Origin of the sequence: Anabaena sp. FACHB-83, assembly GCF_014697485.1 — a bacterium.
Classification (GTDB): Bacteria; Cyanobacteriota; Cyanobacteriia; order Cyanobacteriales; family Nostocaceae; genus Nostoc_B.
Window position 1 is genome coordinate 1 of sequence record NZ_JACJRY010000001.1, and the last position, 23,898, is coordinate 23,898.

Consider the following 23,898-nt stretch of genomic DNA (forward strand, 5'->3'; position numbering starts at 1 on the left):
GATATAACCTAAAAGTCGCTCTACGCAATGCCACTAATTACCACCCCCTTACAGTAATTGAGACTCATGGTATAGTACCATTAGCAAAATTCAGTTTTCAAGATGAAGACTCAACTGCCCACCATACCTGTTTCACCTGCTGTAAAAATTGGTATGATGGGCGTTTTGTTTTTGACGCGCTTACATCCCCTCCCTGCTTCGCGGAGGAAGGGGAATTACGCGAAATCTGTTAAAAAAGAATTCAGAAGTCAGAATCCAGAATAAATCAGTGGCGGAAAAAACCCACCATTAAGGCGCGAAAGACTTAGCTGGGTATTTTAAAGTTTATCCGCCCCTCTGACTCCTGACTTCTATTTAGATTAAGCCTGTTTCTTTTACCTTTTGCTTTAATTATTATGAGTGCAGAAATTATTTGTGTTGGTACTGAACTGCTATTAGGCGATATCCTCAACAGTAATTCTCAATTCCTCGCCCAACAATTAGCGAAACTCGGCATTCCTCATTATTATCAAACAGTGGTCGGGGATAATCCCGAAAGATTAAAGCAAGTTATTGAAATTGCTATTGCTAGAGCGAATATTTTAATTTTTACTGGTGGTCTTGGCCCGACACCAGATGATTTAACTTGTGAAACTATTGCAGATTTTTTTGGCGCACCTTTAGTAGAAGATCCAGAAATTATCGAAGATATTACTCAGAAATTTGCTCAACGGGGTCGGGTGATGACTCCTACTAACCGTAAGCAAGCTTTAATTCCCCAAGGTGCTGAAGTTTTACCCAACCCAACAGGAACCGCACCAGGGATTATTTGGCAACCTCGTCCTGAAGTTACAATTTTTACTTTTCCTGGTGTTCCTAGTGAAATGTACAGAATGTGGGAAGAAACAGCAGTACCGTTTTTGAAAAATCAAGGCTGGGGTAAGGAAATTATTTATAGCCGGAGTTTAAGATTTTGGGGTATTGGTGAATCAGCTTTAGCGGAAAAAGTGTCTTCTTATTTCAACTTACCCAACCCGACAGTTGCACCTTACGCCGGAAAGGGAGAGGTGAGATTGCGAATTTCTGCCAAAGCAGCATCAGCCACCGCCGCCGAGGAATTGATTGTACCTATTGAAAAACAACTGCAAGAAATTGCCGGCTTAGATTGTTATGGTGCTGATGATGATACTTTAGCTTCTGTGGTGGGTGAGTTGTTGCGTTCAGCAGGCGAAACTGTATCAGTAGCCGAATCTTGTACTGGTGGTGGACTGGGGCAGATGTTCACAGAAATTGCTGGTAGTTCTGATTATTTTTGGGGTGGGGTAATTTCTTACGACAACTCAGCAAAGGTGCGGTTATTGGGGGTGAACCCAGAAGATTTAGAGAAATTTGGGGCTGTGAGTCCTGTGGTAGCGGCACAAATGGCTACGGGAGTGAAAAGCCGCTTAGAAACTAGCTGGGGATTGAGTATTACTGGTATTGCTGGCCCTGGTGGCGGAACGGATATTAAGCCTGTGGGTTTAGTTTATATCGGTTTAGCTGGGCCAAATAACGAAGTGAAAAGTTTTGAGCAGCGTTTTGGAACAATGCGCGATCGCAATTTTATTCGCCATTTAAGTGCATGTACAGCACTAGATTTACTGCGTCGGCAATTATTAAAGCGGTAGAAATTTAGAGAGTAGGGAAATTCTACAATACAGTGGCTCTTCAGCACTAAATAAAAGCTTGGGCATTGCTCAAAAGCAATTTGCTGTCTGGACAATGCCTTCAGCTAGTTGGGTATGTAGATTTGGCTGACTCGATTACTATTATGTCTAGCCGATGTATGAAATGATGTTGGGGTTTTTGTTTAACTTAGCGTATAACTTGTATAAGTTGTATACGAATAAGTAATCTGATACAGATTGTGGTGGTAGATTATGGCAAAGCGATCGCTCCAAGCATCGGCTGAAGGGATCAGAAAAGCAAAACAAGCCTTTAAACGCAAAGGCTGGACACAAGAATATTTAGCAGCTGAGGTAGGCTTAGAGACTCGCCAAGCCATTTGGAAGTTTTTTACTGGCCAACGGATAGACCGTCATGTATTTAACGATATTTGTTTTGCTCTGGAACTAGATATCGCAGAAATTGCCCAATCTTTTACCACAGACGAATCAGGTTTGCTAGACAGCCCTGCAAATCTATCATTAGATATTGAGACAGTTGTACACAAACTGCGGTCTGTGTATCACAAAAATATTCAAATGCAGTGTGGTACTGTGCAAATCTTGGATGTTGCCCAAACAATACAATTCCATGATATTTATGTTGATGTCGAAATTTTAGAAGAAATTAACAGTCGCAGATGGCTAGAAATTAAGAAATTTCCCCAGGTATGGATCAAAGAAAATAACTGCTTGGGTGTAGTTGACTGGCCGCAAACTAGAACTTCGGGAATAGCAGCCGTCAAAAAATATGACAAGCTGATGGTGCTAGGTAAACCCGGTATTGGCAAAACCACATTTTTGCAAGCGATCGCCAATAGTTGTAATCTGGGATTGCTTTACCCTGATTATTTACCCATTTTTTTGCGGTTAAAAGACTTTGCGGAAGATATTCGCGGATCTAGTCAAATTAGTTTATTTAACTATCTGTGTGAATCTTTTCTCAATTTGGGCATTAGTGAACAAGAATTAAATACAGTTTTCACACATGGACGGGCTTTAATTTTATTAGATGGCTTAGACGAAGTTCTTGAGAAAGATGTCAATAAAATCATCAACAAAATTCGGCAAATTACCGAAAAATTTTGTAAAAATAAAATAATTATTACTTGTAGACTGGGCATACAAAATTATAAATTTTATGGCTTTACCGAAGTCGAAATTGGCAATTTTAGTCAACCGCAAATAGCTAATTTTGCCGAAAAGTGGTTTCTTGCTATTGCCAAACAAACACCAGCCTTAGCCAAAGAATTAGCCAGTCGCTTTATGCAAAAGCTGGAATTAAAAGAAAATTTACCAATTCTAGATTTAGCAAGCACCCCGCTTTTACTTAACTTTATTTGTTTGGTCTTTCAGTTTAACGAAGATTTTCCCAACAACCGCGCTGAAATTTATAAACAAATTTTGGATTTACTACTCACGCGCTGGGATGAAGCTAAAGGCGTTAAAAGAGATGAAATTTATCCTAATTTTTCATTGTTGCACAAAATTAAACTACTCAGTCATTTAGCAGCAATTACCTTTCCCCAAAGCAGTTATTTTCAGCCACAATCCCATCTGTGTCAACTAATTACAGATTATTTACTGCAAAATTTTAATCCAACTCACGATGCCGCAGCTTTAGAAATAGAAAGTGCATCTGTATTACAGGCAATTGAAGCCCAGCATGGATTATTGATGCAAAAGGCACTAGGAATTTATGCCTTTTCGCATTTTAGCTTGCAACAATATTTCACTGCTAAAGAAATAGTGACTAACCTCAATTCCCAAACCCTAGCAGCATTGATGAAGCACCTGAATAAAAAATATTGGCGGGAAGTTTTTTTACTAAGTGCGGGAATGTTAAACCCTGCCGATGAATTATTAAAATCTATGAAGGAAAAGATTGATAATTTATCTCGAAAAAATTCTAAAATACATCATTTTTTAATTTGGCTGATGCAAAAATCAGCCGCCGTCAAAACATCTTATCATGTAGCAAGTGTGCGGGCTTTTTACTTTACTCTGGCCTTGCCTCCAGAATCAGCTTTAGCCTGTAATCAAGAACTCGCTATACTTTTGGATAATCAGCTTGCAGGTAATCTCGCCACAGATTTAGCATTAGATTTGGCTTTAACGCATGGATTGACTGTAAGTTTAGGCATAAATCCAGATATTTTTTTACCAAGATTTTCGGCTTTGAGTTTATCCCTTGATCTCAAGCATTTGTTGGCAAATCAACCAGAATTGCTGACAGCATTGCAAAACCTTAAAAATCAGCTACCTTCCCCCAGTCAAGGTGGAGAAGTTTTGAAAATTTGGTGGCAAGACAATGGCAAAAACTGGACAGAAAGCTTACGTAATTGGATGATTACTAACCGCAAAGTTGGGCATAATTGGCAATTTAATTCTCAAGATTTGGAGGAGATACAACAGTATTGGGATGCTAATCAATTACTTTTAGATTGTTTGAAAACTGCCACTGATGTTTCTCCACAATTACGGAATTATTTAGAGACAAGTTTGTTTTTGCCGGGGAAGTCTGACGATTGAAATCGCGGCTATAAGACAATATGCTTCAGTTAAGTTTATGAGAGTTGATTTCTCAATTTCTGCTCTACCTATCAGATAATGAACAAGATTTGGGGGATTCTCCCCCAAGCCCCCGATTGGGGGACGGTTGCGTCCCCCAAACCCCCTCCAAAATCATTTTTTCGTTTTTTGTTGAATCATTATTTGTTGGTTTGGTTAAAATTTATTTTTCTTATACTAAATTGAAGAATGATTGCGACAAATGGATTACCCAAAAGCTTACCAGTCAATCCTTTCTCAATCCAAAATCTAAAATCAAAAATTGTATTATCTGAAATGTATTGGTATATAAATCAAACTTGAGATAGGCGACAAAAATTCCGTCTTAGTTCTAAATTACAAAAGTTGCGTCTAACTTCTCACGGTTATGAAATTTCTTCGTTGTTGTTGGTGGTTGGCTTTGTTATTGATGACAGCAGGTTGTAACCAAACTCGTGCTGTTTCTGAATCTACGCCTGCGCCTTTATTAGCAGCAAATACACAATCAAAAAATATTATCCGCACTGAACCGCTTGCGCCACAACCAATTCGCATCAATTTGCAGAAGTTACCGCCACCTTTCGCTACCAAAAGCGCCTCGAAGCGCCCAGAGGTAGTATCTATTCCCCAAAATCCGGTATTACGCGTACCGCCAGGATTTCAGGTGAATGTCTTTGCGGAAGGTTTGGACGCACCCCGATGGTTGGCGTTAACTCCTAGTGGTGATGTGTTGGTGACAGAAACGAGAGAAAACCGCATTCGCTTGCTGAGAGATAGTAATGGCGATGGTGTGGCTGATGTGAGTCAAACATTTGCGAGTGCAGACAATGGCTTAAATATTCCTTTTGGGATGGCGTTTGCGGGGAATTATTTCTTTTTGGGGAACACTGATGAGGTTTTACGGTTTCCCTACAGCAAAGGACAAAAACAACTATCGGGGACTGGGACAAAAATTGCTGATCTTCCTGGCGGTGGTTATAACCAACATTGGACAAGAAATGTTATCGCTGCACCAGATGGTAAGAAGTTGTATGTTTCGGTTGGTTCTCGTTCTAATGTGGATGAGGAAGAGTTACCGAGGGCTTCTGTACAGGTGATGAATTTGGATGGTTCCCAAAAGCAAACTTTCGCCTTTGGTTTGCGAAATCCTGTAGGTTTGGATTTTCATCCGGTGACGAAGGAACTCTACACAACGGTAAATGAACGGGATGGTATTGGGGATGATTTGGTTCCTGATTATTTCACCCGCATTCAGCAGGGAGAATTTTATGGCTGGCCTTATACTTACTTAACACCAAATAAACTTGACCCCCGTCAAACTGCGAATGGTAAAAGTAAACGCCCAGATTTAGCAGCCCGGACTCGTACACCTGATGTGTTATTTCAAGCTCATTCGGCGGCTTTGGGTGTGCAGTTTTACGATGGTAAGAGTTTTCCTGAAAAATATAAAAATGGCGCTTTTGTGGCGTTTAGGGGTTCTTGGAACCGCGATCGCGGGACTGGTTATAAAGTTGTATTTGTACCTTTTAATACCCAAGGACGACCACAAGGCAATTACGAAGATTTTCTCACGGGATTTTTGTTAAATCCCAGTACCCCAACTACTTGGGGAAGGCCTGTTGGTTTATTAGTTTTGCCAGATGGGAGTTTGTTAGTCACAGAAGAAGCTAATAACCGGATTTATCGCATTCAATATGTAGGTAATCAAAAATAGACTAAAAAATAGCAGCCGCCGATACAAGCTGATATCCGCCGATAATTTTAAATAACAATTAGTGTTTCGTGGCGGTTCATGTCTATTCCTAACAATAGTAATGCTGTAGCAAGTTTATCTAATTTACCTTTATCACCAAACGGTGCAAAGGTAATTTTAGGTACTAGTCTTGAACCGCAACAATTAGCTATACCAATAGCACCTAGCCCAATCACAATGTTTGGCCCTCGTGGGGCTTGTTTAATATCAGAAAATAAGTCATTGTGGGTGTCAGATACAGGACATCATCGATTATTAGGATGGCGGAATTTACCTAGTGAAGATAATCAACCGGCAGACTGGGTAATTGGACAACCAGACTTTTATCATGAAGGGCAGAATGCTAAAGGTAAGCCAGGAAGAAACACGGTTAGCGTCCCCACCGGAATTTGTGTTTGTGGGCAAGGTTTAGCCGTGGCTGATGCTTGGAATCATCGAGTTTTGATTTGGCAAAATGTCCCAGAAGATAGCAATGTGCCAGCCGATTTGGTATTAGGACAGACTAATTTTATTGATAATGAACCTAATCGCGGCACTCAAAAAGCAACTGCCAATACAATGCACTGGCCTTATGGTGTTTTCTATCATCAAGGTAAGCTATTTGTGGCGGATACTGGTAATCGCAGGTTGTTAATTTGGCAGCAATTACCCACAGAAAATGGTCAGCCTGCGGATATAGTTCTGGGACAAGCAGATATGATTTCTCGGAATGAGAATGGCGGTGCTTCTGCAACGGCGGCGAGTATGCGTTGGTGTCATGATATTGCAGTTTGGCATGATAATTTAGTTGTCGCTGATGCGGGTAATCATCGTGTGATGATTTGGCAAGGTATCCCCACAGAAAATAATGCGCCTTGTGCGGTAGTGTTAGGACAAAATAGCTTTGATTTTGTAGAGATGAATCAAGGGGTGTATTGGCCGAGTGCGAGTAGTTTAAGTATGCCTTATGGGGTGGCGACGACTGGGGAATGGTTGCTAGTGGCGGATACGGCAAATTCGCGGTTGCTAGGATGGAAGCAGCCGGAATCTATATTATCATTGCAAGGTGCGATCGCTTCGGCAATTATTGGACAAAGTAGCTTTACAAGTAAAAGCGAAAACCGCAATTATGGACTCCCGTCGCGTGATAGTTTGAATTGGCCTTATGGGGTGAAAATTTGCGGGAATACGGCGGTAATTGCTGATTCTGGAAATAATCGGGTTTTATTGTGGGGGTTTGATGGGGAGAATTAAACGAACCGCCAAGCCGCCAAGGACGCAAAGAGAAGAATATGGTGAGTGAAGAAATTAGAGTTAGAGGTACTGTTCAGGGGGTGGGGTTTCGTCCGACTGTCTACCGTCTGGCTAAAGCTTGCGGGTTGCGGGGCGATGTTTGTAATGATGGAGAAGGTGTATTAATTCGTGTCTCTGGAAGTGAGGAAGCAATAGCTGAGTTTGTGGTGAGGTTACAGCAAGAATGTCCACCACTGGCAAAAATTCAAGAGTTAATCAGAACTCGATGTACACAAGAGTATAACTATGATGATTTTGTGATTTCGCCCAGTATCAGCAACAAAATCAAAACCGAAATCACACCAGATGCGGCGACTTGTCACCAATGTCAAAAGGAAATCTTTGACCCCTTTAGTCGATTTTACCGTTACCCTTTTACTAACTGTACTCATTGCGGCCCCCGTCTGAGTATTATTCGCGCTATTCCCTATGACAGATGTAATACCAGTATGTCTGCGTTTGTGATGTGCGCTGAATGTGCAGCAGAATACCACGATGTTGAAAACCGCAGATTTCACGCCCAACCTACAGCTTGCCATAGTTGCGGCCCTTCTGCTTGGCTAGAACGTGCTGATGGTAAACCTGTCACTGCTTCGATGTTTTCGATGATGGATGATGTGGATGCTGTTTGTACGTTGTTGCAAAAGGGTGAAATTGTTGCAATTAAGGGGTTAGGTGGGTTTCATTTGGCTTGTGATGCAACAAATGAAGTTGCTGTGCAGAAATTACGTCAGCGTAAGCAACGTTATGATAAGCCTTTTGCTTTGATGGCGCGAGATTTGGCGGTAATTGAGGAATATTGTATTGTTGGTGAGAAAGAGAAGGCGTTATTAGTTAGTTCGGCTGCACCTGTTGTTTTGTTGCGGAGGAAAGAAGAAACGAACCGCCAAGGACGCAGAGGACGCGGAGAAGAAGAGGAAAGAAAAGTTTCCGAGGATGTTAGTGTAAGTCTTATAAATAATAAAAATACTCAGCACTCAGCACTCAGCACTCAGCACTCTCATAAAAGCACTCAGCACTTCATAGCAGAATCTGTTGCACCAGGGCAAAATACTCTGGGATTCATGTTACCTTATACGCCTTTGCATCATTTAATTTTGCGGCGGATGAATCGACCCATTGTGTTAACGAGTGGCAATATTTCTGATGAACCACAGTGTATTGATAATGATGCGGCGTTAGAAAAGTTAGGTAAGATTGCTGATTATTTTCTCTTACATAATCGGGATATTGTGAATCGTATTGATGATTCAGTCGTGCGGGTTGTTGGAGAGAAAATCCAAATCGTTCGTCGTGCTAGAGGATACGCACCAGCACCGATTAATTTACCACCAGGATTTGAGCAAGTACCGCCAATTTTAGCAATGGGTAGTGAGTTAAAGAATACCTTTTGCTTATTGCGTGATGGAGAGGCAATTTTATCGCAACATTTAGGTGATTTAGAAAATGCGGCGGCGTTTAATGCTTATCAGGAAACACTGAATTTATACTTGAATTTATTTGAGCATAAACCAGAAGCGATCGCCATCGATAAACACCCCGAATATCTCTCTAGTAAACTCGGTAAAGAACTCGCCACGGCTAATCAAATTCCTCTGCATCAAATTCAACATCATCACGCCCACATCGCTGCTTGTATGGTAGAAAATAACATTCATTTAAATACATCACCAGTTTTGGGTATTGCTTTTGATGGGTTGGGTTATGGCGAAAATGGCACACTTTGGGGCGGAGAATTTCTGCTGGCTGACTACCGTCAATTTCAGCGACTAGCAACATTTAAACCAGTGGCAATGATAGGTGGTGAACAAGCAATTTACCAACCCTGGCGTAATACCTATGCCCACTTAATCTCAGTAAATCTTTGGGAGCAATGTCAACAACAATATGCTGATTTGGAAATATTAAAATTTCTGAAAAAAAAGCCATTACAATTAATCGATCAGGTTATAGAAAAAAACATTAACTCACCTCCAGCCTCATCAGTCGGGCGATTATTTGATGCGGTAGCTGCCGCTATTGGTATTTGTACTGAAGCATGTAGCTATGAAGGACAAGCTGCGATCGCCTTAGAATCTTTAGTTGATGTTAACATCTTAAACAATCATAAAGAAAAGCTAATTTATCCCTTTAATTTTAACTTTTCCGATAATATCTATTGTATGGACTCAGCACCTATGTGGTCTGCTTTACTCAGTGATTTGCAGCAACAAATTCCCCAATCAGTCATCGCTACTAAATTTCACCAGAGTTTAGCTCATATTACAGTAAAAATGGTTAAGCTTCTGTGTCAAGAATATCAAATTCAGCAAGTAGTTCTCACAGGAGGAGTATTTCAAAATACTATCTTATTACAGTTAGTCACTCAACAGTTACAAGCCTCTAATATTAACGTACTAACTCATAGCTTAGTTCCTACTAACGATGGCGGTTTATCGTTAGGACAAGCCATAATTACAGCCGCAAAATTAATTACAAATTATTAACGCTTCTTCTCTGCGCCCTCCGCGCCTCTGCGGTTCGCTATAAAAGGAAAATACAAATGTGCTTAGGAATTCCTGGACAAATTGTCGAAATTACCGACACTCAGAAAAAATTAGCCATTGTGAATGTTGCTGGTGTCAAACGTCAAGTTAACATCGCTTGCATCGTCGATGAACAACATACGCCCGAAGCTTGTTTAGGAGATTGGGTATTAGTTCACGTTGGTTTTGCGATGAATCGAATTAATGAGGAAGAAGCTGCGGAGACATTAAAATTATTAGCAGAAATCGCCGCTATGAGTTAGAGATTTTAACGCAGAGTTTATACAGTAAATTAGCCCTATATTTTATGAAATACGTTGACGAATTTCGGGAACCCGAAAAAGCCCATGCCCTACAAAAAGAGATAGTAAAAATCAGCCGCCAAATAGAAAAACATATCAAAATTATGGAAATCTGTGGCGGACATACTCACTCTATTTTTAAATACGGTATTGAAGAAATTCTGCCCGACAATATTGAATTAATACATGGGCCTGGTTGTCCAGTCTGTGTCATGCCAAGGGGAAGATTAGATGATGCGATCGCTATTTCCCAACATCCTAACGTCATCTTGGCAACATTTGGCGACACCATGCGCGTTCCCGGTTCCAAAGACAGCCTACTGCAAGCCAAAGCCAAAGGCGCAGATATTCGTATGGTGTACTCGCCCTTAGATAGCTTACAACTCGCCAAAGATAACCCCAACAAAGAAGTAGTCTTCTTCGCCCTCGGCTTTGAAACCACAGTCCCCAGCACAGCTTTTACCATCCTCCAAGCTGATGCAGAAAACATACATAACTTTAGTATGTTTTGCAATCATGTATTAGTTATTCCCGCCCTCAAAGCACTACTAGATAACCCAGATTTACAACTAGATGGATTTGTTGGCCCTGGTCATGTCAGTATGGTAATTGGTACTGACCCCTATCAATTTATCGCCCAACAATATCATAAACCAATAGTTGTTTCTGGTTTTGAACCCCTAGACATTCTCCAATCAGTTTGGATGTTATTAAAACAGCTAGTAGAAAATCGTTACGAAGTCGAAAACCAATATAACCGACTTGTCGAAAAAGCTGGAAATCAAATAGCACTAAAAGCGATGAATCAAGTTTTTGCTGTACGCGAAACTTTTGAATGGCGTGGTTTAGGAGAACTACCAAATTCCGGCTTAAAAATTCGTCCTGAATATAGCCAATTTGATGCTGAAGTAAAATTTACCATCCCTAATCAAAAAGTTGCTGACCATAAAGCTTGTAAATGTGGCGAAATTCTCAAAGGAGTTTTAAAACCGTGGGAATGTAAAGTATTTGGTACAGCCTGCACCCCAGAAACACCGATAGGTACTTGCATGGTTTCCTCGGAAGGTGCTTGTGCAGCTTATTACAAATACGGACGCTTCTCTAATTTCACGCAAAAAAAAGTAACTGAAAAACAAACAGCAACCCTAACTTCATAACCTAATATAAGAGTGAGCAATCCGCACTCTACAACACAAAAATTTTAGGATTGGAGTAGGAATTTATGCCTTTTGTTACAGTCAAAATTGCCCGTGGTCATTCCATCGAAAAAAAACGGCATCTAGTCGAAGCTATTACTAACGCCCTAGTCACATCCTTAGATACTAAACCAGAATGGATAACCATTCACATTGATGAATTTGAACGTGAAAATTGGGCTGTTAACGGTATCTTACACTGCGATAGACATCGCGGTAGACATGACGAAACCGGCAGATAACACCATTTAGAAGGCAGGAGGCAGGAATTAGTAGATATTAATAGTTATTTAATAAACAACTTTTTATCTCTATTACCTGTAACCTGTCACCTATCACCTACTATAAATTTCTATCATAAATTATTTTAATCAATTCTATATGGATTTATCATCATCAAATCAATTACAAAATCCCCTGTTTCAAAAAATTGAACAAGTCCGCCGTCGCCAAGCAAAAATTCGAGATAGTCACATAAATTTATCACATGGTAGTGGCGGTAAAGCCATGCGTGATTTAATTGATGATGTCTTTATACAGAGTTTTGATAATCCCATTCTTTCCCAATTAGAAGACCAAGCCAGCCTTAATTTAGCCAATCTTTTACAACAAGGAGATAGACTCGCATTTACTACAGATTCTTATGTTGTAGACCCATTATTTTTCCCTGGTAGCGATATTGGAGAATTAGCAATTAACGGCACAGTTAATGATTTAGCAGTTAGTGGTGCAAAATCTTTATATCTGACCTGTAGCGTCATTTTAGAAGAAGGTTTACCCCTAGAAACTCTACGGCGTGTAGTAGCCAGTATGCAAGCCGCCGCCAAAAATGCAGGCGTACAAATTGTCACAGGTGACACAAAAGTTGTGCATCGTGGCGCGGCTGATAAATTATTTATTAACACTGCTGGTATTGGTGTCATTCCCACAGGCGTGAATATTTCAGCACACAATATTCAACCAGGAGATGCCATTATTATTAACGGCGAATTAGGAAATCATGGCACAGCAATTTTAATTGCCCGTGGTGAATTAGCCTTAGAAACAGATATTAAAAGTGATTGCCAACCCTTACATAGTTTAGTTGCAACCATCCTCAACGTTTGCCCCGAAATTCATGCCATGCGGGATGCAACACGCGGCGGTTTAGCCACAGTATTAAATGAATTTGCCCTCACCTCTAATGTTGGCATTCGCCTGGATGAAAAATCAATTCCTATTAGAGAAGAAGTCAAAGGAGTTTGCGAAATTTTAGGTTTAGACCCCTTATACTTAGCCAACGAAGGTAAATTAGTCGTAGTAGTAAAACATGATTACGCCGACAAAGTTTTAGCAGCCATGAAAACGCATCCAGCAGGCAAAGATGCTTGTATAGTCGGTGAAGTTATCGCCTCACCTCCTGGCGTTGTCTTCCTTAAAACAACCTTTGGTGCTGAACGAATTGTAGATATGCTAGTAGGCGACCAACTACCAAGAATTTGTTAGATATTAAACTCCTCTCCGCGCCTCTGCGCCTCTGCGTGAAACAAAAACTATGCACGAACTAGGAATAACCCAAAATATAGTAGCCATCGTCACCGAACACGCCAAAGGTATGAAAGTACAGAAAGTAGTCTTAGAAATTGGCAAACTTTCAGCCATTATGCCTGATGCGATTAAATTTTGTTTTGATATTTGCTCAAAAGGCACACTTTTAGAAAATTCCCTATTAGAAATTATCGAAATACCAGGATTAGCTAAATGTCGTCAATGCGGGACAGAAATTGCTCTTGATAAGCCTTTTGGTGTTTGCCAATGTGGTAGCGTGCAACTTGATTTAATAACTGGTGAAGAACTCAAAATTAAAGAAATAGAAATAGAGGAAATATGTGTGTAACTTGCGGTTGTTCTGATGATGCTGAAGGCAAAATTACAAATCTCCAAACAGGTGAAGTTAATCACCATCACGACCATCATACCCACACTCACACTTTACCCGATGGCACTGTGATTACCCATACCCATCATCATGATGAAGCACCACAAATTCATGCTAAAATTCATGGCACAACTATATCTTTAGAACAAGATATTTTAGCAAAAAATAATTTATTAGCAGCCCAAAACCGGGGATGGTTTAAGGGTCGAAATATTCTCGCCTTAAATTTGATGAGTTCTCCCGGTGCAGGCAAAACAACATTATTAACTCGCACTATTAATGATTTAAAACAGCAATTACCGATTAGTGTAATTGAAGGCGACCAAGAAACAACTAATGATGCTCAAAAAATTAAAGAAACAGGCTGTAAAGTTGTGCAAATCAACACAGGTACAGGCTGTCATTTAGATGCGTCGATGATAGAAAGAGGTTTACAACAACTCAACCCGCCACTAAATTCTGTGGTGATGATTGAGAATGTGGGGAATTTGGTTTGTCCGGCTTTATTTGATTTGGGAGAACAAGCAAAAGTTGTAATTCTATCTGTCACGGAGGGAGAAGATAAACCGATAAAATATCCCCACATATTCCGCGCCAGTGAGATGATGATTCTTACCAAAGTTGATTTATTGCCTTACGTGCAGTTTGATGTGGAACGTTGCATTGAATATGCTAAACAAGTGAACCCACATATACAGGTTTTTCAGGTGTCGGCGATGACTGGTGAGGGTTTAGATAATTGGTACAAGTGGTTGACGGAAAAGGTGGGGAGTTTGTCTATGCCAGTATAAATTTTATTTCACGCAGAGGCGCATACTTCGACTCCCTTCGACTGCGCTCAGGGCAAGTCGCTCAGTAACCAGAGGCGCGGAGAGTAAGAGTTATCTGAGTGAAATGAGATATGCGATCGCAAAAATCATAAATACCGACCTAAAGTCTATAATTGCGATCGCTAAATTAATTACCCTACATTTACTCTAAAAAATAAGTTCCTAACTCTTTGATTCTCTCTACCCAATTTTTCACCTCAGCAGCTACTTGATATTTCCATTGGAGTTGAAGCACTTCTCTTGTATAAGAATCATCAAATATAACTTTGTCTTTGTTGTCAAAGACTGGCGCAACAAATTCTACCCCAGCAGCTTGGGCAAATAAATTGGACATTTGGCTAATGCTTAAATTTTCCGGTGCTGCTAGATAATGTCCTCCTCTCATACCTTTTCGTGCAGCAGCAATGTAGCAGTCTGCTAAATCATCCACATGAACCCACGCCGTCATAAAATCTGGTGGAAATGGCTGATGTCCTTGGTGTGGTTTACCTGTAATGAACTGCTGAATTGCAAAATCCCAGAAACTGCCACGAGTTGGCGCTGAACCATAAACTGATGCCGGATACAAAATGGAAGCGTTACCTCCATCGCTGATATATTTTTCTACTAGCGCATCTTTCATAACATTTACGCCCACTAGCAATTCAATACACACTAAATATTCGGGTCTTATATAATCTTTTGGCGGAGGTGTTTCGGTGATTCTTCCACCATCAGCAGTAATCAAAGAGAAATTTCCACTGGTGGCAATTACATGAATATCTGGTGAAACTGCCTTAGCACCGTGTAAAGCGGCTTCTAATGAGAGGCGGTCTTGAGCAAATTGAGCTTCTTTCGTTGCCTCTGGAGGCATGTGCCAAGCAACATTAATCACTGTTGTAATATTATGCTGGCGAATTGCTTGGGCAACATCATTGCTAGAAAAGCTGTCTTCTTGAGAGCGAATTATTTCTTTACAGAAAGGTTTGATAACGTTAACATCACTACTTGGCCTCACAAGTGCGAATACCGCGAAATCTTCTGTTTGGGAAAATTTACGGCACAATGCCCCGCCAATGTAGCCAGTTGCACCTAAAATCAAGACATTCTTTACGTAAGAACTTTTTGCCGATGAAATTTCTGGGTTGTCTGACATATTTTGGGTACCTACATCCTGACTTCAAAGCTGAAGTTTTTATCATCGCAGTATTTTGCTGTGTTGACGATTTACTGGTATAAATTACCGAAGCCTAAGCTTTTAATGCGTATGCAAAATTTATGGATGTGTTTGCTGAAATAGAAAATGCGATCGCACCGAAGTGGTTGGTTTCGACTTCGCTCAACCAACCCCACGCCATGAGCTAACCCCCGCCCTGAGCTAAACCCCGCGCCCTGAGCGAAGTAGAAGGGCATCACTCATGCTACATTATTTTCTGGATTATCACCCCGCATCACCATTACCATACTCATAAGAATCGCAGACAAAGTTTAAATCTTGTCAAACTGGTGAATAATCGCCTTTGAGAGTATTGGCACGTTGAAAATTTGCCTGAGACATTCTGTTGCTACGATGAAAATCACGAACGTCTAAATTTTAAGCGATCGCTCAACACAATTTTTCAGTTACGCTACTAAATTTGTTGGGTTGCGCTCAAACTCTTACTCTCCGCGTCTCCGCTTACTGAGCGACTTGCTCTGAGCGCAGTCGAAGGGAGTCGAAGTATGCGCCTTTGCGTGAGACAATTCATCTTTCGCAGCCACACCAAACATAAAAACACAGATGCACATTGTCACCTGTGTTTATTTATATATATCTGCGTTAAGCGAGATTCAACACCTTGCGTAACAGTGCTTGGTCTTCGATTTTCGCTTTGAGGCGACCATTTTCCACATCTCGAATCCAGCTTTGGCTTTTGCCGGTGAGTTTGGCTAATTCCCGTTGGGAGAGATTTAAATTTTTGCGGGCTTCTAAAATCTGTTCGCCAACTAAATCGCCTGTAAGTCTGACTCGTCTCCGGTTTTTGATAGTGCGTCGTTGCTTCTTTTCCGAGTCAGAAATTTGCTGTTCCCATTCTGGCGGGAGTTCAAATGACAAAATCCGCGCGTTCATCAACAGGTTCCACTTACCACGGGGGCCGGAATCTGTTAGGCGGGTTTCGCCACCACCGTCATTAATCCAAAATTCTAAGGCTTCGTCTGGATCTTCAGGTATGCCCATTAACTTCGCCCACAATGGTTGAATTTCTAAGGGGTAAGTTACTGGGTCAAACATGGGTTTAACTCCCAAATGATTCAGCACTTCTAAATCACTTTCAAATGTCCGCAATAATCGTTTGCGTTCTTCTCGCTGTCGGGAAGCTAGAGTAACTTTTTCCTCACCATAAGCAATGCGTAACAAGGTAGGAACAGTGATGCGTTGTTCTCTACCCATCTTGGTTTTGAATAATAACCACAACATGAGTCGGACTGCGCCTTCGTGTTGTTGCCAAATACTCATAACGGTGGTGAGCAAGGTTTTGGGCAAACTACCGTATTGGTAAAAGGCGCTGCGCTCTTTACAGGCTTGTTTGTTGAGGAAATGCTGCGCCCAAATTCCGGCGCGAATTTTGAAGGTTAGCCCAACTAGGTATTTACAGCCTATGTCATCTTCTTGGAAGTGGTGTTGGATATGGACTAAGTGCCACAAGCGAGATTGAGTAACTGAAAATCCTTTGACGCGCCCTTGTTGCGGCCAGTCAATAGATATTAACAGCGAGCAAGCTTGTTGGACAAGATTTTTCATTAAGGTGAGTTTGGCAGTTTTACTTAGGTCTTTGCGCTTTTCTAGCCCTAAATATTTTTCTATTTGCCGTTCATCTAGGGAAAATTCTTGCTCCCAAGGTTGTTCTAAGGTTGTGGCGTAGGCGGCAAATATTAAATGGATACAAGCCGCCCGAATATCCATTGTTTCGATCGCTTCTAAATTAGTGATACGATCACTAACTTGGAAGGGATGTTGAATGTGAAAAGCAATTGTGCCTTTGCCTTGGCTGACTTGTCGGCTGTAAGATAAATATCCTTCTGCGTCTTGTTCCCAATTTAAGGATGTGCGTTGAGCCAATACATTACACGCCTCCCAAATTGCGATCGCTGAAGCAAAAGGGTTATTCTTCCCATTAGAAAATAAATCCGGGCTAGTAGCATCTCGCGGTTCAACTTTACATCTCCCCTTTTTCGCTTGCCACGGTATAGGCGAATTTGTCGGACAAGCTATTACACATTGCGGTTCTGGATAATAGCCCTCACAATTGTTACACAGACAAGGATCAATCCAATATTCATCGTCTTCTAACTGAATCGCACCCGTAGGACATTGGGGACGGCAGTTATCACATCCAACGCAACTGTTGTTAGGAATTGTATACGGCATAAAACTTCTTCCCACCTAATCGTTGAGATGTTTGGCTCAAGTCTCCCCTGGATGTGTCCTGTTTATTTCAGGACTTACGCACCAACATTGTCAGTGGAGACTGGGTGTGGGGGTGAAAGGGTATAGGGTTAAGGGGTTTTGAATAAGTACACACGCCACTTGGCTCAAGTCGGGAAACCCACCCATGCCAGTAGCTCCCCTACACCCTTACACCCTTCCCACAATCCTTGATTTTTCGTCTCACTGCGTAAGTCCTATTTTTATCACTCGCAACCACATTAATTACCTAGCAAGAAGTAAATTTTCTTGCTGCGATAATTGCCCACATCCATATTCAGACTTAGTATCCAAGTAGAGGCTCAATTAGGCTTTTCAGCCCAGCCGAATCTTTATTGTTCATTAACTATAAATTTCATAAATATTTAGATGATTTTGTTCATCATGAGCTTAGGAAATTTTCTTAAGCTTTCACATTTTTTTAATTACTAACCTTTAATGCTTGGCTGCAAAACCTTAACCCAAGGATTTTTGCTGAATTTTTATACACACAATCATTTAGCAGAATCCCATTTATTAATAATTTTAATATTTAATATCAAGCTAACTGCTGCTACAAAAATCACATTTTTAATTAAAATGCTCAAACCACCTGCTACTCCATCGATTTGGGCATTTTTATTGCTAAATAACAATACGTTGCTAATACAAATTGCAAATATATTTATGTAATGAAAGAACATAAGTTTTGTATAGTGATTTACTGTCTTTTTTATGTCGGCTAAAAGCTGCAAAAGAATTGCATTATTAATTCAGGCAGTAATTAACTTTAAGGTAATTGATTTAACTAAATATCGGCAATTCAAATCCCCGACTTCTTCAAGAAGTCGGGGATTTTGGCGTACACGAATCATTGAATACTAAAATTATTATCAAAAAAGATATGAATTATTGCTATAAAGTCTCATTTAAATAATCAAAATAAACCTGAAAATAGATTAAAAGTCATCAAACTTTAATGAAAGAAAAATTAATCGTTTCACAACAAAACAAAACAATTAGATTAAGTTAGTATGAAATTAAGTACAAACGATTAGATAGGCGAAATCGCCAAAGGTTTATTCATGGCAACACTAACAGGATTGACATTTGGAGGTAAACCCTGGACACCTAAATTTGCCCAGGAGATTGACAAAGATAAATGTATCGGCTGTGGCAGATGTATTAAAGTGTGTGGGTATAGTGTGCTGGATTTAAAAGCACTCAATGAAGAAGGTGAATTTGTCGAAGATGAAGAAGATGATGAAATCGAGCGCAAAGTCATGGTAGTTGCTCATCCAGAGAACTGCATTGGTTGTGAAGCTTGCTCTCGGATTTGTCCTAAGAACTGCTACACCCACGCTGAATTGAACAACTAAATATTGGCGGAAGCTGCAAAGTTGTTGTTTTGGTAAGGGGGTACTCAGCAAGGTAAATTGAGGGGAATTTATATAGCAGGTGACAGGTAACAGGTGACAGATGACAGGGTTATAATCCTGGGTTTGTTAAGTGGAGCATCTGTAAATTTCCTAAACCATGTCTCAAGTGCTATTTAATTACTAGGACTGGTGAAAAAGTTCGTAGTAAACAAATGCGTAAATTGTAAATTGTTACTTATTAACTAAATCATACTTGCTGCTATTTTGAGTGTTCAATATGAGAACTAATAGTACCCTCTGACAACAACTATTACTGTTGGTATAACTAGAAGGCACTCTTGTCGAATTCATTAGAAATATTGTTAAGTTTTTGGGGGAAGGATCTGAAGAGATTTGGAAAATTCCCCCAAGTTTTACATTATGTCAGATACAACATTAATAAGTAGAACTCAAAAGTCAAAAATCAAATATCGACAGAATTTGATTATAAGCTTTTGTACTGATTTCAATCGTGAAGTTAGGTGTGTTACTGAAGTATCAAAAAATGAATTTACAAAGATAAATTTCCTACTTCAGATTTCATACTAGCCTGCGGCAATTCGCTGCGCGTCTACACACTTCAAACTTCATACTTACAGGAGCTTTTATGCAACAAATTCCTGTTTCACTATGGACGCTAGTTGCTGGCATGGCAGTTACAGCGTTTAGTGTTTGGGTTGGTCACAACCACGCACTACTACCAGAACAAGCATCACAACAAGCGCCTTTGGTAGATGGATTTTTCAACATCATGTTTACCATTGCGATCGCTTTATTTCTGGTTGTAGAAAGCACCATTCTGATTTTTTTAGTAAAGTTTCGTCGCCGTCGTGGTGACGAAACCGATGGTTTACCAATAGAGGGCAATGTTCCTTTAGAAATTTTCTGGACAGCTATCCCATCAGTGATTGTGATTGGCTTAGGCATCTATAGCGTAGATGTCTTTAATCAGATGGGTGGTTTGGAACCAGGAAGTCACGCCCATTCTCCGGCTCATGTTGCCCATAGTTCTGGAACTGCCCTAGCTGCTACCCTCAATGATATCCCAGAACCAACTTCAGCCCCAAGCATTGGCCTTGGTGCGAGTCGGGGAGAAAGCAAACCTGCGGATTTGGTAGTGAACGTTACCGGAATGCAGTTTGCTTGGATTTTCGAGTATCCCAATGGTGGCGTTACCACGGGTGAGTTACATATTCCTGTAGGTGCTGATGTGCAGTTGAATTTGTCAGCCCAGGATGTGATTCACGCCTTTTGGGTTCCGCAATTCCGGGTGAAACAAGATGCGCTTCCCGGTATCCCCACTCAATTGCGCTTCACCGCCACTAAAACAGGTACTTATCCCGTCGTGTGTGCGGAACTGTGTGGTGGCTATCACGGTTCCATGCGATCGCAAGTCATCGTCCACACACCAGAAGCATACGATAGCTGGTTGAAAGAAACTCAAATCGCTCAAAAACCAGACTTGCAAAAAGCGATCGCCGTTAATCCCGCCGACTTATCACCCTCCGAGTTCCTTGCGCCTCACCTCCAACACCTGGGCGTGAGTGCAGCAACTCTAGAGTCAATAGTCAAAGGTCAATAGAAAGTATGAAGTGTGAAGTATGAAGTATGAAATTTTTTTATCCTTCATTACTTTAGGCTTCTTTGTTCAAGAGTCAACGGTAAAGAACGAATGACCAATGACAAATGACTCATGACAAATGACCAATGACAAAGGACAAACTTATGACACAAACAGAATTACCTCGGAATACACCGCCCGATAAAAATCCACAAGTAGCCGTTACCCATACCGCACATCCTAAAAAATGGAAATGGTACGACTACTTCACCTTCAACATTGACCATAAGGTGATCGGGATTCAGTATCTAGTCACAGCGTTTTTGTTTTACCTGATTGGTGGATTGATGGCGATCGCCATTCGCGCCGAACTCGCCACCCCAGATGCGGATATCCTCGATCCCAACTTATATAACGCCTTCATGACCAACCACGGGACAATCATGATTTTCCTGTGGATTGTTCCCAGTGCGATTGGGGGATTTGGCAACTATCTAGTACCGTTGATGGTTGGTGCTAGAGATATGGCATTCCCCAAACTGAATGCGATCGCCTTTTGGTTAAACCCACCAGCCGGATTATTACTGTTGCTGAGTTTCCTGTTTGGTGGTTCCCAATCAGGTTGGACAGCTTACCCACCACTGAGTTTAGTTACCGCGCCAGTTGCCCAATCTTTATGGATTTTGGCAATTGTCTTAGTAGGTACTTCCTCAATTTTGGGTTCGTTGAACTTTGTCATCACCATCTTAATGATGAAAGTCCCCAGCTTGAAATGGGATCAACTACCCTTATTCTGCTGGGCAATCTTAGCCACTTCCGTACTAGCACTTCTCTCTACACCTGTGTTAGCTGCGGGTTTAGTGTTGCTATTATTTGACATCAACTTCGGCACATCCTTCTTTAAACCAGATGCAGGCGGTAACGTTGTTATCTATCAACACCTTTTCTGGTTCTATTCTCACCCGGCAGTATATCTGATGATTCTGCCAATTTTCGGCATCATGTCCGAGGTGATTCCCGTTCACGCCCGTAAACCAATTTTCGGATATAAAGCGATCGCTTATTCCAGCGTCGCCATCTGCGTCGTCGGGTTGTTCGTCTGGGTACACCACATGTTTACCAGTGGTACACCCGGTTGGATGCGGATGTTCTTCACAATTTCTACCCTCATCGTTGCTGTTCCCACTGGCGTAAAAATATTTGCTTGGGTTGCGACCCTCTGGGGTGGAAAAATCCGCTTTACCAGTGCTATGCTATTTGCGATCGGCTTATTGTCGATGTTCGTCATGGGTGGTTTAAGCGGCGTAACAATGGGAACAGCCCCCTTTGATGTTCACGTCCACGATACTTACTATGTAGTCGGACACTTCCACTACGTCTTATTTGGTGGTTCCGTATTTGGGATTTACGCAGGTATATATCACTGGTTCCCCAAAATGACCGGACACAAGCTAAACGAATTTTTGGGACGGGTTCATTTTGCCCTCACCTTCATCGGGACAAACCTTACCTTCTTACCGATGCACGAATTAGGTTTACAAGGTATGCCCCGACGAGTCGCCATGTATGACCCCCAATTCACTAGCTTGAATGAAATTTGTACCATCGGCGCATTCATCTTAGGCTTATCAGTCATCCCCTTTACCATCAACATACTGTGGAGTTGGAGTAGAGGCGAAGTTGCAGGTGATAATCCTTGGCGGGCTTTAACCCTAGAATGGACAACCAGTTCACCTCCATTGATTGAAAACTGGGAAGTTTTACCCGTAGCCACTCACGGCCCCTACGACTACGGCCATAGCCCCGAAGCACAACCCACCGCAACACCTGAAGTGAGTGCGTAAATAACTACCTCCGCGATACTTTGCGTTCACACCAGTCTAATTACCCCCCTTAATCCCCCCTTTCCAAGGGGGGAGATCGGAAAATCTAGTTCCCTCCCTTTTATAAGGGGAAATCGGAAAATCTAGTTTCCTCCCTTTTATAAGGGGAGATCGGAAAATCTAGTTCCCTCCCCTTGGAAAGGGGAGGGTTAGGGTGGGGTAATTAAAAACTCCCCCCTGAAAAATTCAGATGGTAAAAATATGACAGTCGCCACACCCAGCGAACATCACGGACATGAGGCCGAACATCATCCAGATTTGCGAGTTCCGGGATTATTAACCTTCCTCATCTCGGAATCTTTAATGTTTGGCGGATTCTTTGCCACATACTTGTTTTTTCGCGGCACTACAGAAGTCTGGCCGCCAGAAGGTACAGAAGTAGAATTACTCGTACCGACAATTAACACCATCATTCTGGTGTCTAGCAGCTTCGTCATTCACTTTGGTGATATGGCGATTAAAAAGAATAACGTCGCCGGAATGCAATGGTGGTACAAAGTGACCGCCGTTATGGGCGCAATGTTTTTGTTAGGTCAAGTGTATGAGTACCTAACCTTGGGATATGGCATGACAGCCAATATCTTTGCTAATTGCTTTTACATAATGACAGGCTTCCACGGATTGCACGTATTTGTGGGACTGTTATTGATTTTAGGAGTATTGAAGCGATCGCAACGTCCCGGTCATTACTCCGCCACCAAACACACCGGCATCGAAATGGCAGAAATTTACTGGCACTTCGTAGACATCATTTGGATTGTTCTCTTTTCTTTGTTGTACATTCTCACACAGTTTTAAGAGGCTAGGGGCTAGTAATGAGTAGGGTGTGTTACGGCACAAAGTGATTCAATGTAAAGAAAACTATTCTTTCTGCCGTAACGCACCGAATTGATTGGTGCGTTACGCTGACGCGATAACACACCCTACAAATTTCATACTTCATACTTCACACTTCAGAATTTTTATGGTCGATACCAACAGATTTTCTTGGTTTCAAGTACCAGAAAATGTCAAAAAATTACTAATTCTAGCTGCTGATACTTGGCATAATAATTCTGAATCCGAGAAATATATGCAACAAGCCATCACCGAAGCCGGAGAAAATACAGACATTTTAGTTTCAGCTTATAGATATTTTTACTACAAAAATAATTATTCTCTCGCCTTGCAAACAACAATCAAATTATTAGATAAAATTAAAAAAGCAGAAAATTTTCCTGAAAATTGGGAACAGCTAAAACTCATACTCATAAATCGGAGGGAAGAAAACCAAATCAGATTGTACTTAAATGCTTATGCTGCTACTGGTTTGGTTTTAGCTAAATTAGGAAACATCGAACAAGCCAAAGAAATCAGCATCAGGGTGCAAGAAATTGACCCCAAACATGATTATGGTGCTGGTATCCTTCTGGATATTTTGACACGTCCAGCCGAGGAAGAAGATTGAATAGTCACTTGTCACTTGTCATTAGTTATTAGTAACTAACGCGATGTGCGACTTATTCTTGAAACCCCTCTCCAAACCTCTCCCCGAAACGGAGAGAGGCTTTGAATCTTGCTCCCCTTCCCTGCTAGGGAAGGGTT

General features: G+C 41.2%; 19 protein-coding genes. 16 read left to right on the forward strand and 3 right to left on the reverse strand.

Annotation, left to right across the window (positions count from 1 at the left end):
• Window positions 1-395 precede the first annotated feature (395 nt).
• The 11 genes from H6G79_RS00005 (at window position 396) to hypB (ending at window position 13,989) form a co-directional block, all read left to right on the forward strand.
• A complete protein-coding gene (locus tag H6G79_RS00005) occupies window positions 396-1,646 on the forward strand; it encodes a competence/damage-inducible protein A (protein WP_190587809.1) in 1,251 nt (416 codons plus the stop codon).
• Between the two features lie 252 nt (window positions 1,647-1,898).
• Window positions 1,899-4,214, forward strand: coding sequence for an NACHT domain-containing NTPase (locus tag H6G79_RS00010; RefSeq protein ID WP_190587810.1), 2,316 nt, complete (start codon window positions 1,899-1,901; stop codon window positions 4,212-4,214).
• Between the two features lie 406 nt (window positions 4,215-4,620).
• The gene (locus H6G79_RS00015) at window positions 4,621-5,946 is read left to right on the forward strand and encodes a sorbosone dehydrogenase family protein (RefSeq protein WP_190587811.1); all 1,326 of its coding nucleotides are present in this window, start codon (window positions 4,621-4,623) and stop codon (window positions 5,944-5,946) included.
• Between the two features lie 78 nt (window positions 5,947-6,024).
• Complete coding sequence (locus tag H6G79_RS00020; RefSeq protein ID WP_190587812.1) at window positions 6,025-7,218, forward strand: hypothetical protein; 1,194 nt, start codon at window positions 6,025-6,027, stop codon at window positions 7,216-7,218.
• Window positions 7,219-7,256: 38 nt separating this feature from the next.
• Complete coding sequence (gene hypF / locus H6G79_RS00025) at window positions 7,257-9,743, forward strand: carbamoyltransferase HypF (RefSeq protein WP_190587813.1); 2,487 nt, start codon at window positions 7,257-7,259, stop codon at window positions 9,741-9,743.
• A 56-nt stretch (window positions 9,744-9,799) separates the two neighbouring features.
• Window positions 9,800-10,045: a HypC/HybG/HupF family hydrogenase formation chaperone gene (locus tag H6G79_RS00030; RefSeq protein WP_190587814.1), complete on the forward strand. Its 246-nt coding sequence runs from the start codon at window positions 9,800-9,802 to the stop codon at window positions 10,043-10,045.
• 44 nt (window positions 10,046-10,089) lie between these two features.
• Complete coding sequence (gene hypD, locus H6G79_RS00035; protein ID WP_190587815.1) at window positions 10,090-11,241, forward strand: hydrogenase formation protein HypD; 1,152 nt, start codon at window positions 10,090-10,092, stop codon at window positions 11,239-11,241.
• A gap of 65 nt (window positions 11,242-11,306) precedes the next feature.
• Window positions 11,307-11,522 carry a 4-oxalocrotonate tautomerase family protein gene (locus H6G79_RS00040; RefSeq protein ID WP_015111665.1) on the forward strand — a complete coding sequence of 72 codons (216 nt, stop codon included), beginning with the start codon at window positions 11,307-11,309 and terminating at the stop codon, window positions 11,520-11,522.
• Between the two features lie 139 nt (window positions 11,523-11,661).
• The gene (gene hypE / locus H6G79_RS00045) at window positions 11,662-12,765 is read left to right on the forward strand and encodes a hydrogenase expression/formation protein HypE (protein WP_190587816.1); all 1,104 of its coding nucleotides are present in this window, start codon (window positions 11,662-11,664) and stop codon (window positions 12,763-12,765) included.
• Between the two features lie 49 nt (window positions 12,766-12,814).
• Window positions 12,815-13,156: a hydrogenase maturation nickel metallochaperone HypA gene (locus H6G79_RS00050; RefSeq protein ID WP_190587817.1), complete on the forward strand. Its 342-nt coding sequence runs from the start codon at window positions 12,815-12,817 to the stop codon at window positions 13,154-13,156.
• On the forward strand, window positions 13,147-13,989 hold the full coding sequence (hypB, locus tag H6G79_RS00055) for a hydrogenase nickel incorporation protein HypB (RefSeq protein WP_190587818.1): 843 nt from the start codon (window positions 13,147-13,149) through the stop codon (window positions 13,987-13,989). Before H6G79_RS00050 ends, hypB begins: the two co-directional genes overlap by 10 nt.
• Window positions 13,990-14,170: 181 nt before the next feature.
• Here hypB and H6G79_RS00060 read toward each other — a convergent pair whose 3' ends face one another.
• From H6G79_RS00060 to H6G79_RS00070, 3 genes are all read right to left on the reverse strand, one after another.
• Window positions 14,171-15,163: an NAD-dependent epimerase/dehydratase family protein gene (locus H6G79_RS00060; protein ID WP_190587819.1), complete on the reverse strand. Its 993-nt coding sequence runs from the start codon at window positions 15,161-15,163 to the stop codon at window positions 14,171-14,173.
• Between the two features lie 663 nt (window positions 15,164-15,826).
• On the reverse strand, window positions 15,827-17,416 hold the full coding sequence (locus H6G79_RS00065; RefSeq protein ID WP_190587820.1) for a helix-turn-helix domain-containing protein: 1,590 nt from the start codon (window positions 17,414-17,416) through the stop codon (window positions 15,827-15,829).
• Window positions 17,417-17,967: 551 nt separating this feature from the next.
• Complete coding sequence (locus H6G79_RS00070) at window positions 17,968-18,207, reverse strand: hypothetical protein (protein ID WP_190587821.1); 240 nt, start codon at window positions 18,205-18,207, stop codon at window positions 17,968-17,970.
• Between the two features lie 330 nt (window positions 18,208-18,537).
• Between H6G79_RS00070 and fdxB the strand changes: the two genes are divergently transcribed.
• The 5 genes from fdxB (at window position 18,538) to H6G79_RS00095 (ending at window position 23,761) form a co-directional block, all read left to right on the forward strand.
• The gene (gene fdxB / locus H6G79_RS00075) at window positions 18,538-18,831 is read left to right on the forward strand and encodes a ferredoxin III, nif-specific (protein WP_190587822.1); all 294 of its coding nucleotides are present in this window, start codon (window positions 18,538-18,540) and stop codon (window positions 18,829-18,831) included.
• Window positions 18,832-19,477: 646 nt separating this feature from the next.
• The gene (locus tag H6G79_RS00080) at window positions 19,478-20,452 is read left to right on the forward strand and encodes a cytochrome c oxidase subunit II (protein WP_190587823.1); all 975 of its coding nucleotides are present in this window, start codon (window positions 19,478-19,480) and stop codon (window positions 20,450-20,452) included.
• Window positions 20,453-20,595: 143 nt separating this feature from the next.
• Complete coding sequence (ctaD, locus tag H6G79_RS00085) at window positions 20,596-22,275, forward strand: cytochrome c oxidase subunit I (RefSeq protein WP_190588300.1); 1,680 nt, start codon at window positions 20,596-20,598, stop codon at window positions 22,273-22,275.
• Window positions 22,276-22,515: 240 nt separating this feature from the next.
• On the forward strand, window positions 22,516-23,112 hold the full coding sequence (locus H6G79_RS00090) for a heme-copper oxidase subunit III (RefSeq protein ID WP_190587824.1): 597 nt from the start codon (window positions 22,516-22,518) through the stop codon (window positions 23,110-23,112).
• Window positions 23,113-23,278: 166 nt separating this feature from the next.
• Complete coding sequence (locus H6G79_RS00095; RefSeq protein ID WP_190587825.1) at window positions 23,279-23,761, forward strand: hypothetical protein; 483 nt, start codon at window positions 23,279-23,281, stop codon at window positions 23,759-23,761.
• The last annotated feature ends 137 nt before the right edge of the window (window positions 23,762-23,898 follow it).

Coding starts and splice junctions, on each gene's coding strand:
- H6G79_RS00005 (WP_190587809.1), top strand. CDS start 396: ATGAGTGCAGAAATTATTTGTGTTGGTACTGAACTGCTATTAGGCGAT.
- H6G79_RS00010 (WP_190587810.1), top strand. CDS start 1,899: ATGGCAAAGCGATCGCTCCAAGCATCGGCTGAAGGGATCAGAAAAGCA.
- H6G79_RS00015 (WP_190587811.1), top strand. CDS start 4,621: ATGAAATTTCTTCGTTGTTGTTGGTGGTTGGCTTTGTTATTGATGACA.
- H6G79_RS00020 (WP_190587812.1), top strand. CDS start 6,025: ATGTCTATTCCTAACAATAGTAATGCTGTAGCAAGTTTATCTAATTTA.
- hypF (WP_190587813.1), top strand. CDS start 7,257: ATGGTGAGTGAAGAAATTAGAGTTAGAGGTACTGTTCAGGGGGTGGGG.
- H6G79_RS00030 (WP_190587814.1), top strand. CDS start 9,800: ATGTGCTTAGGAATTCCTGGACAAATTGTCGAAATTACCGACACTCAG.
- hypD (WP_190587815.1), top strand. CDS start 10,090: ATGAAATACGTTGACGAATTTCGGGAACCCGAAAAAGCCCATGCCCTA.
- H6G79_RS00040 (WP_015111665.1), top strand. CDS start 11,307: ATGCCTTTTGTTACAGTCAAAATTGCCCGTGGTCATTCCATCGAAAAA.
- hypE (WP_190587816.1), top strand. CDS start 11,662: ATGGATTTATCATCATCAAATCAATTACAAAATCCCCTGTTTCAAAAA.
- H6G79_RS00050 (WP_190587817.1), top strand. CDS start 12,815: ATGCACGAACTAGGAATAACCCAAAATATAGTAGCCATCGTCACCGAA.
- hypB (WP_190587818.1), top strand. CDS start 13,147: ATGTGTGTAACTTGCGGTTGTTCTGATGATGCTGAAGGCAAAATTACA.
- H6G79_RS00060 (WP_190587819.1), bottom strand. CDS start 15,163: ATGTCAGACAACCCAGAAATTTCATCGGCAAAAAGTTCTTACGTAAAG.
- H6G79_RS00065 (WP_190587820.1), bottom strand. CDS start 17,416: ATGCCGTATACAATTCCTAACAACAGTTGCGTTGGATGTGATAACTGC.
- fdxB (WP_190587822.1), top strand. CDS start 18,538: ATGGCAACACTAACAGGATTGACATTTGGAGGTAAACCCTGGACACCT.
- H6G79_RS00080 (WP_190587823.1), top strand. CDS start 19,478: ATGCAACAAATTCCTGTTTCACTATGGACGCTAGTTGCTGGCATGGCA.
- ctaD (WP_190588300.1), top strand. CDS start 20,596: ATGACACAAACAGAATTACCTCGGAATACACCGCCCGATAAAAATCCA.
- H6G79_RS00090 (WP_190587824.1), top strand. CDS start 22,516: ATGACAGTCGCCACACCCAGCGAACATCACGGACATGAGGCCGAACAT.
- H6G79_RS00095 (WP_190587825.1), top strand. CDS start 23,279: ATGGTCGATACCAACAGATTTTCTTGGTTTCAAGTACCAGAAAATGTC.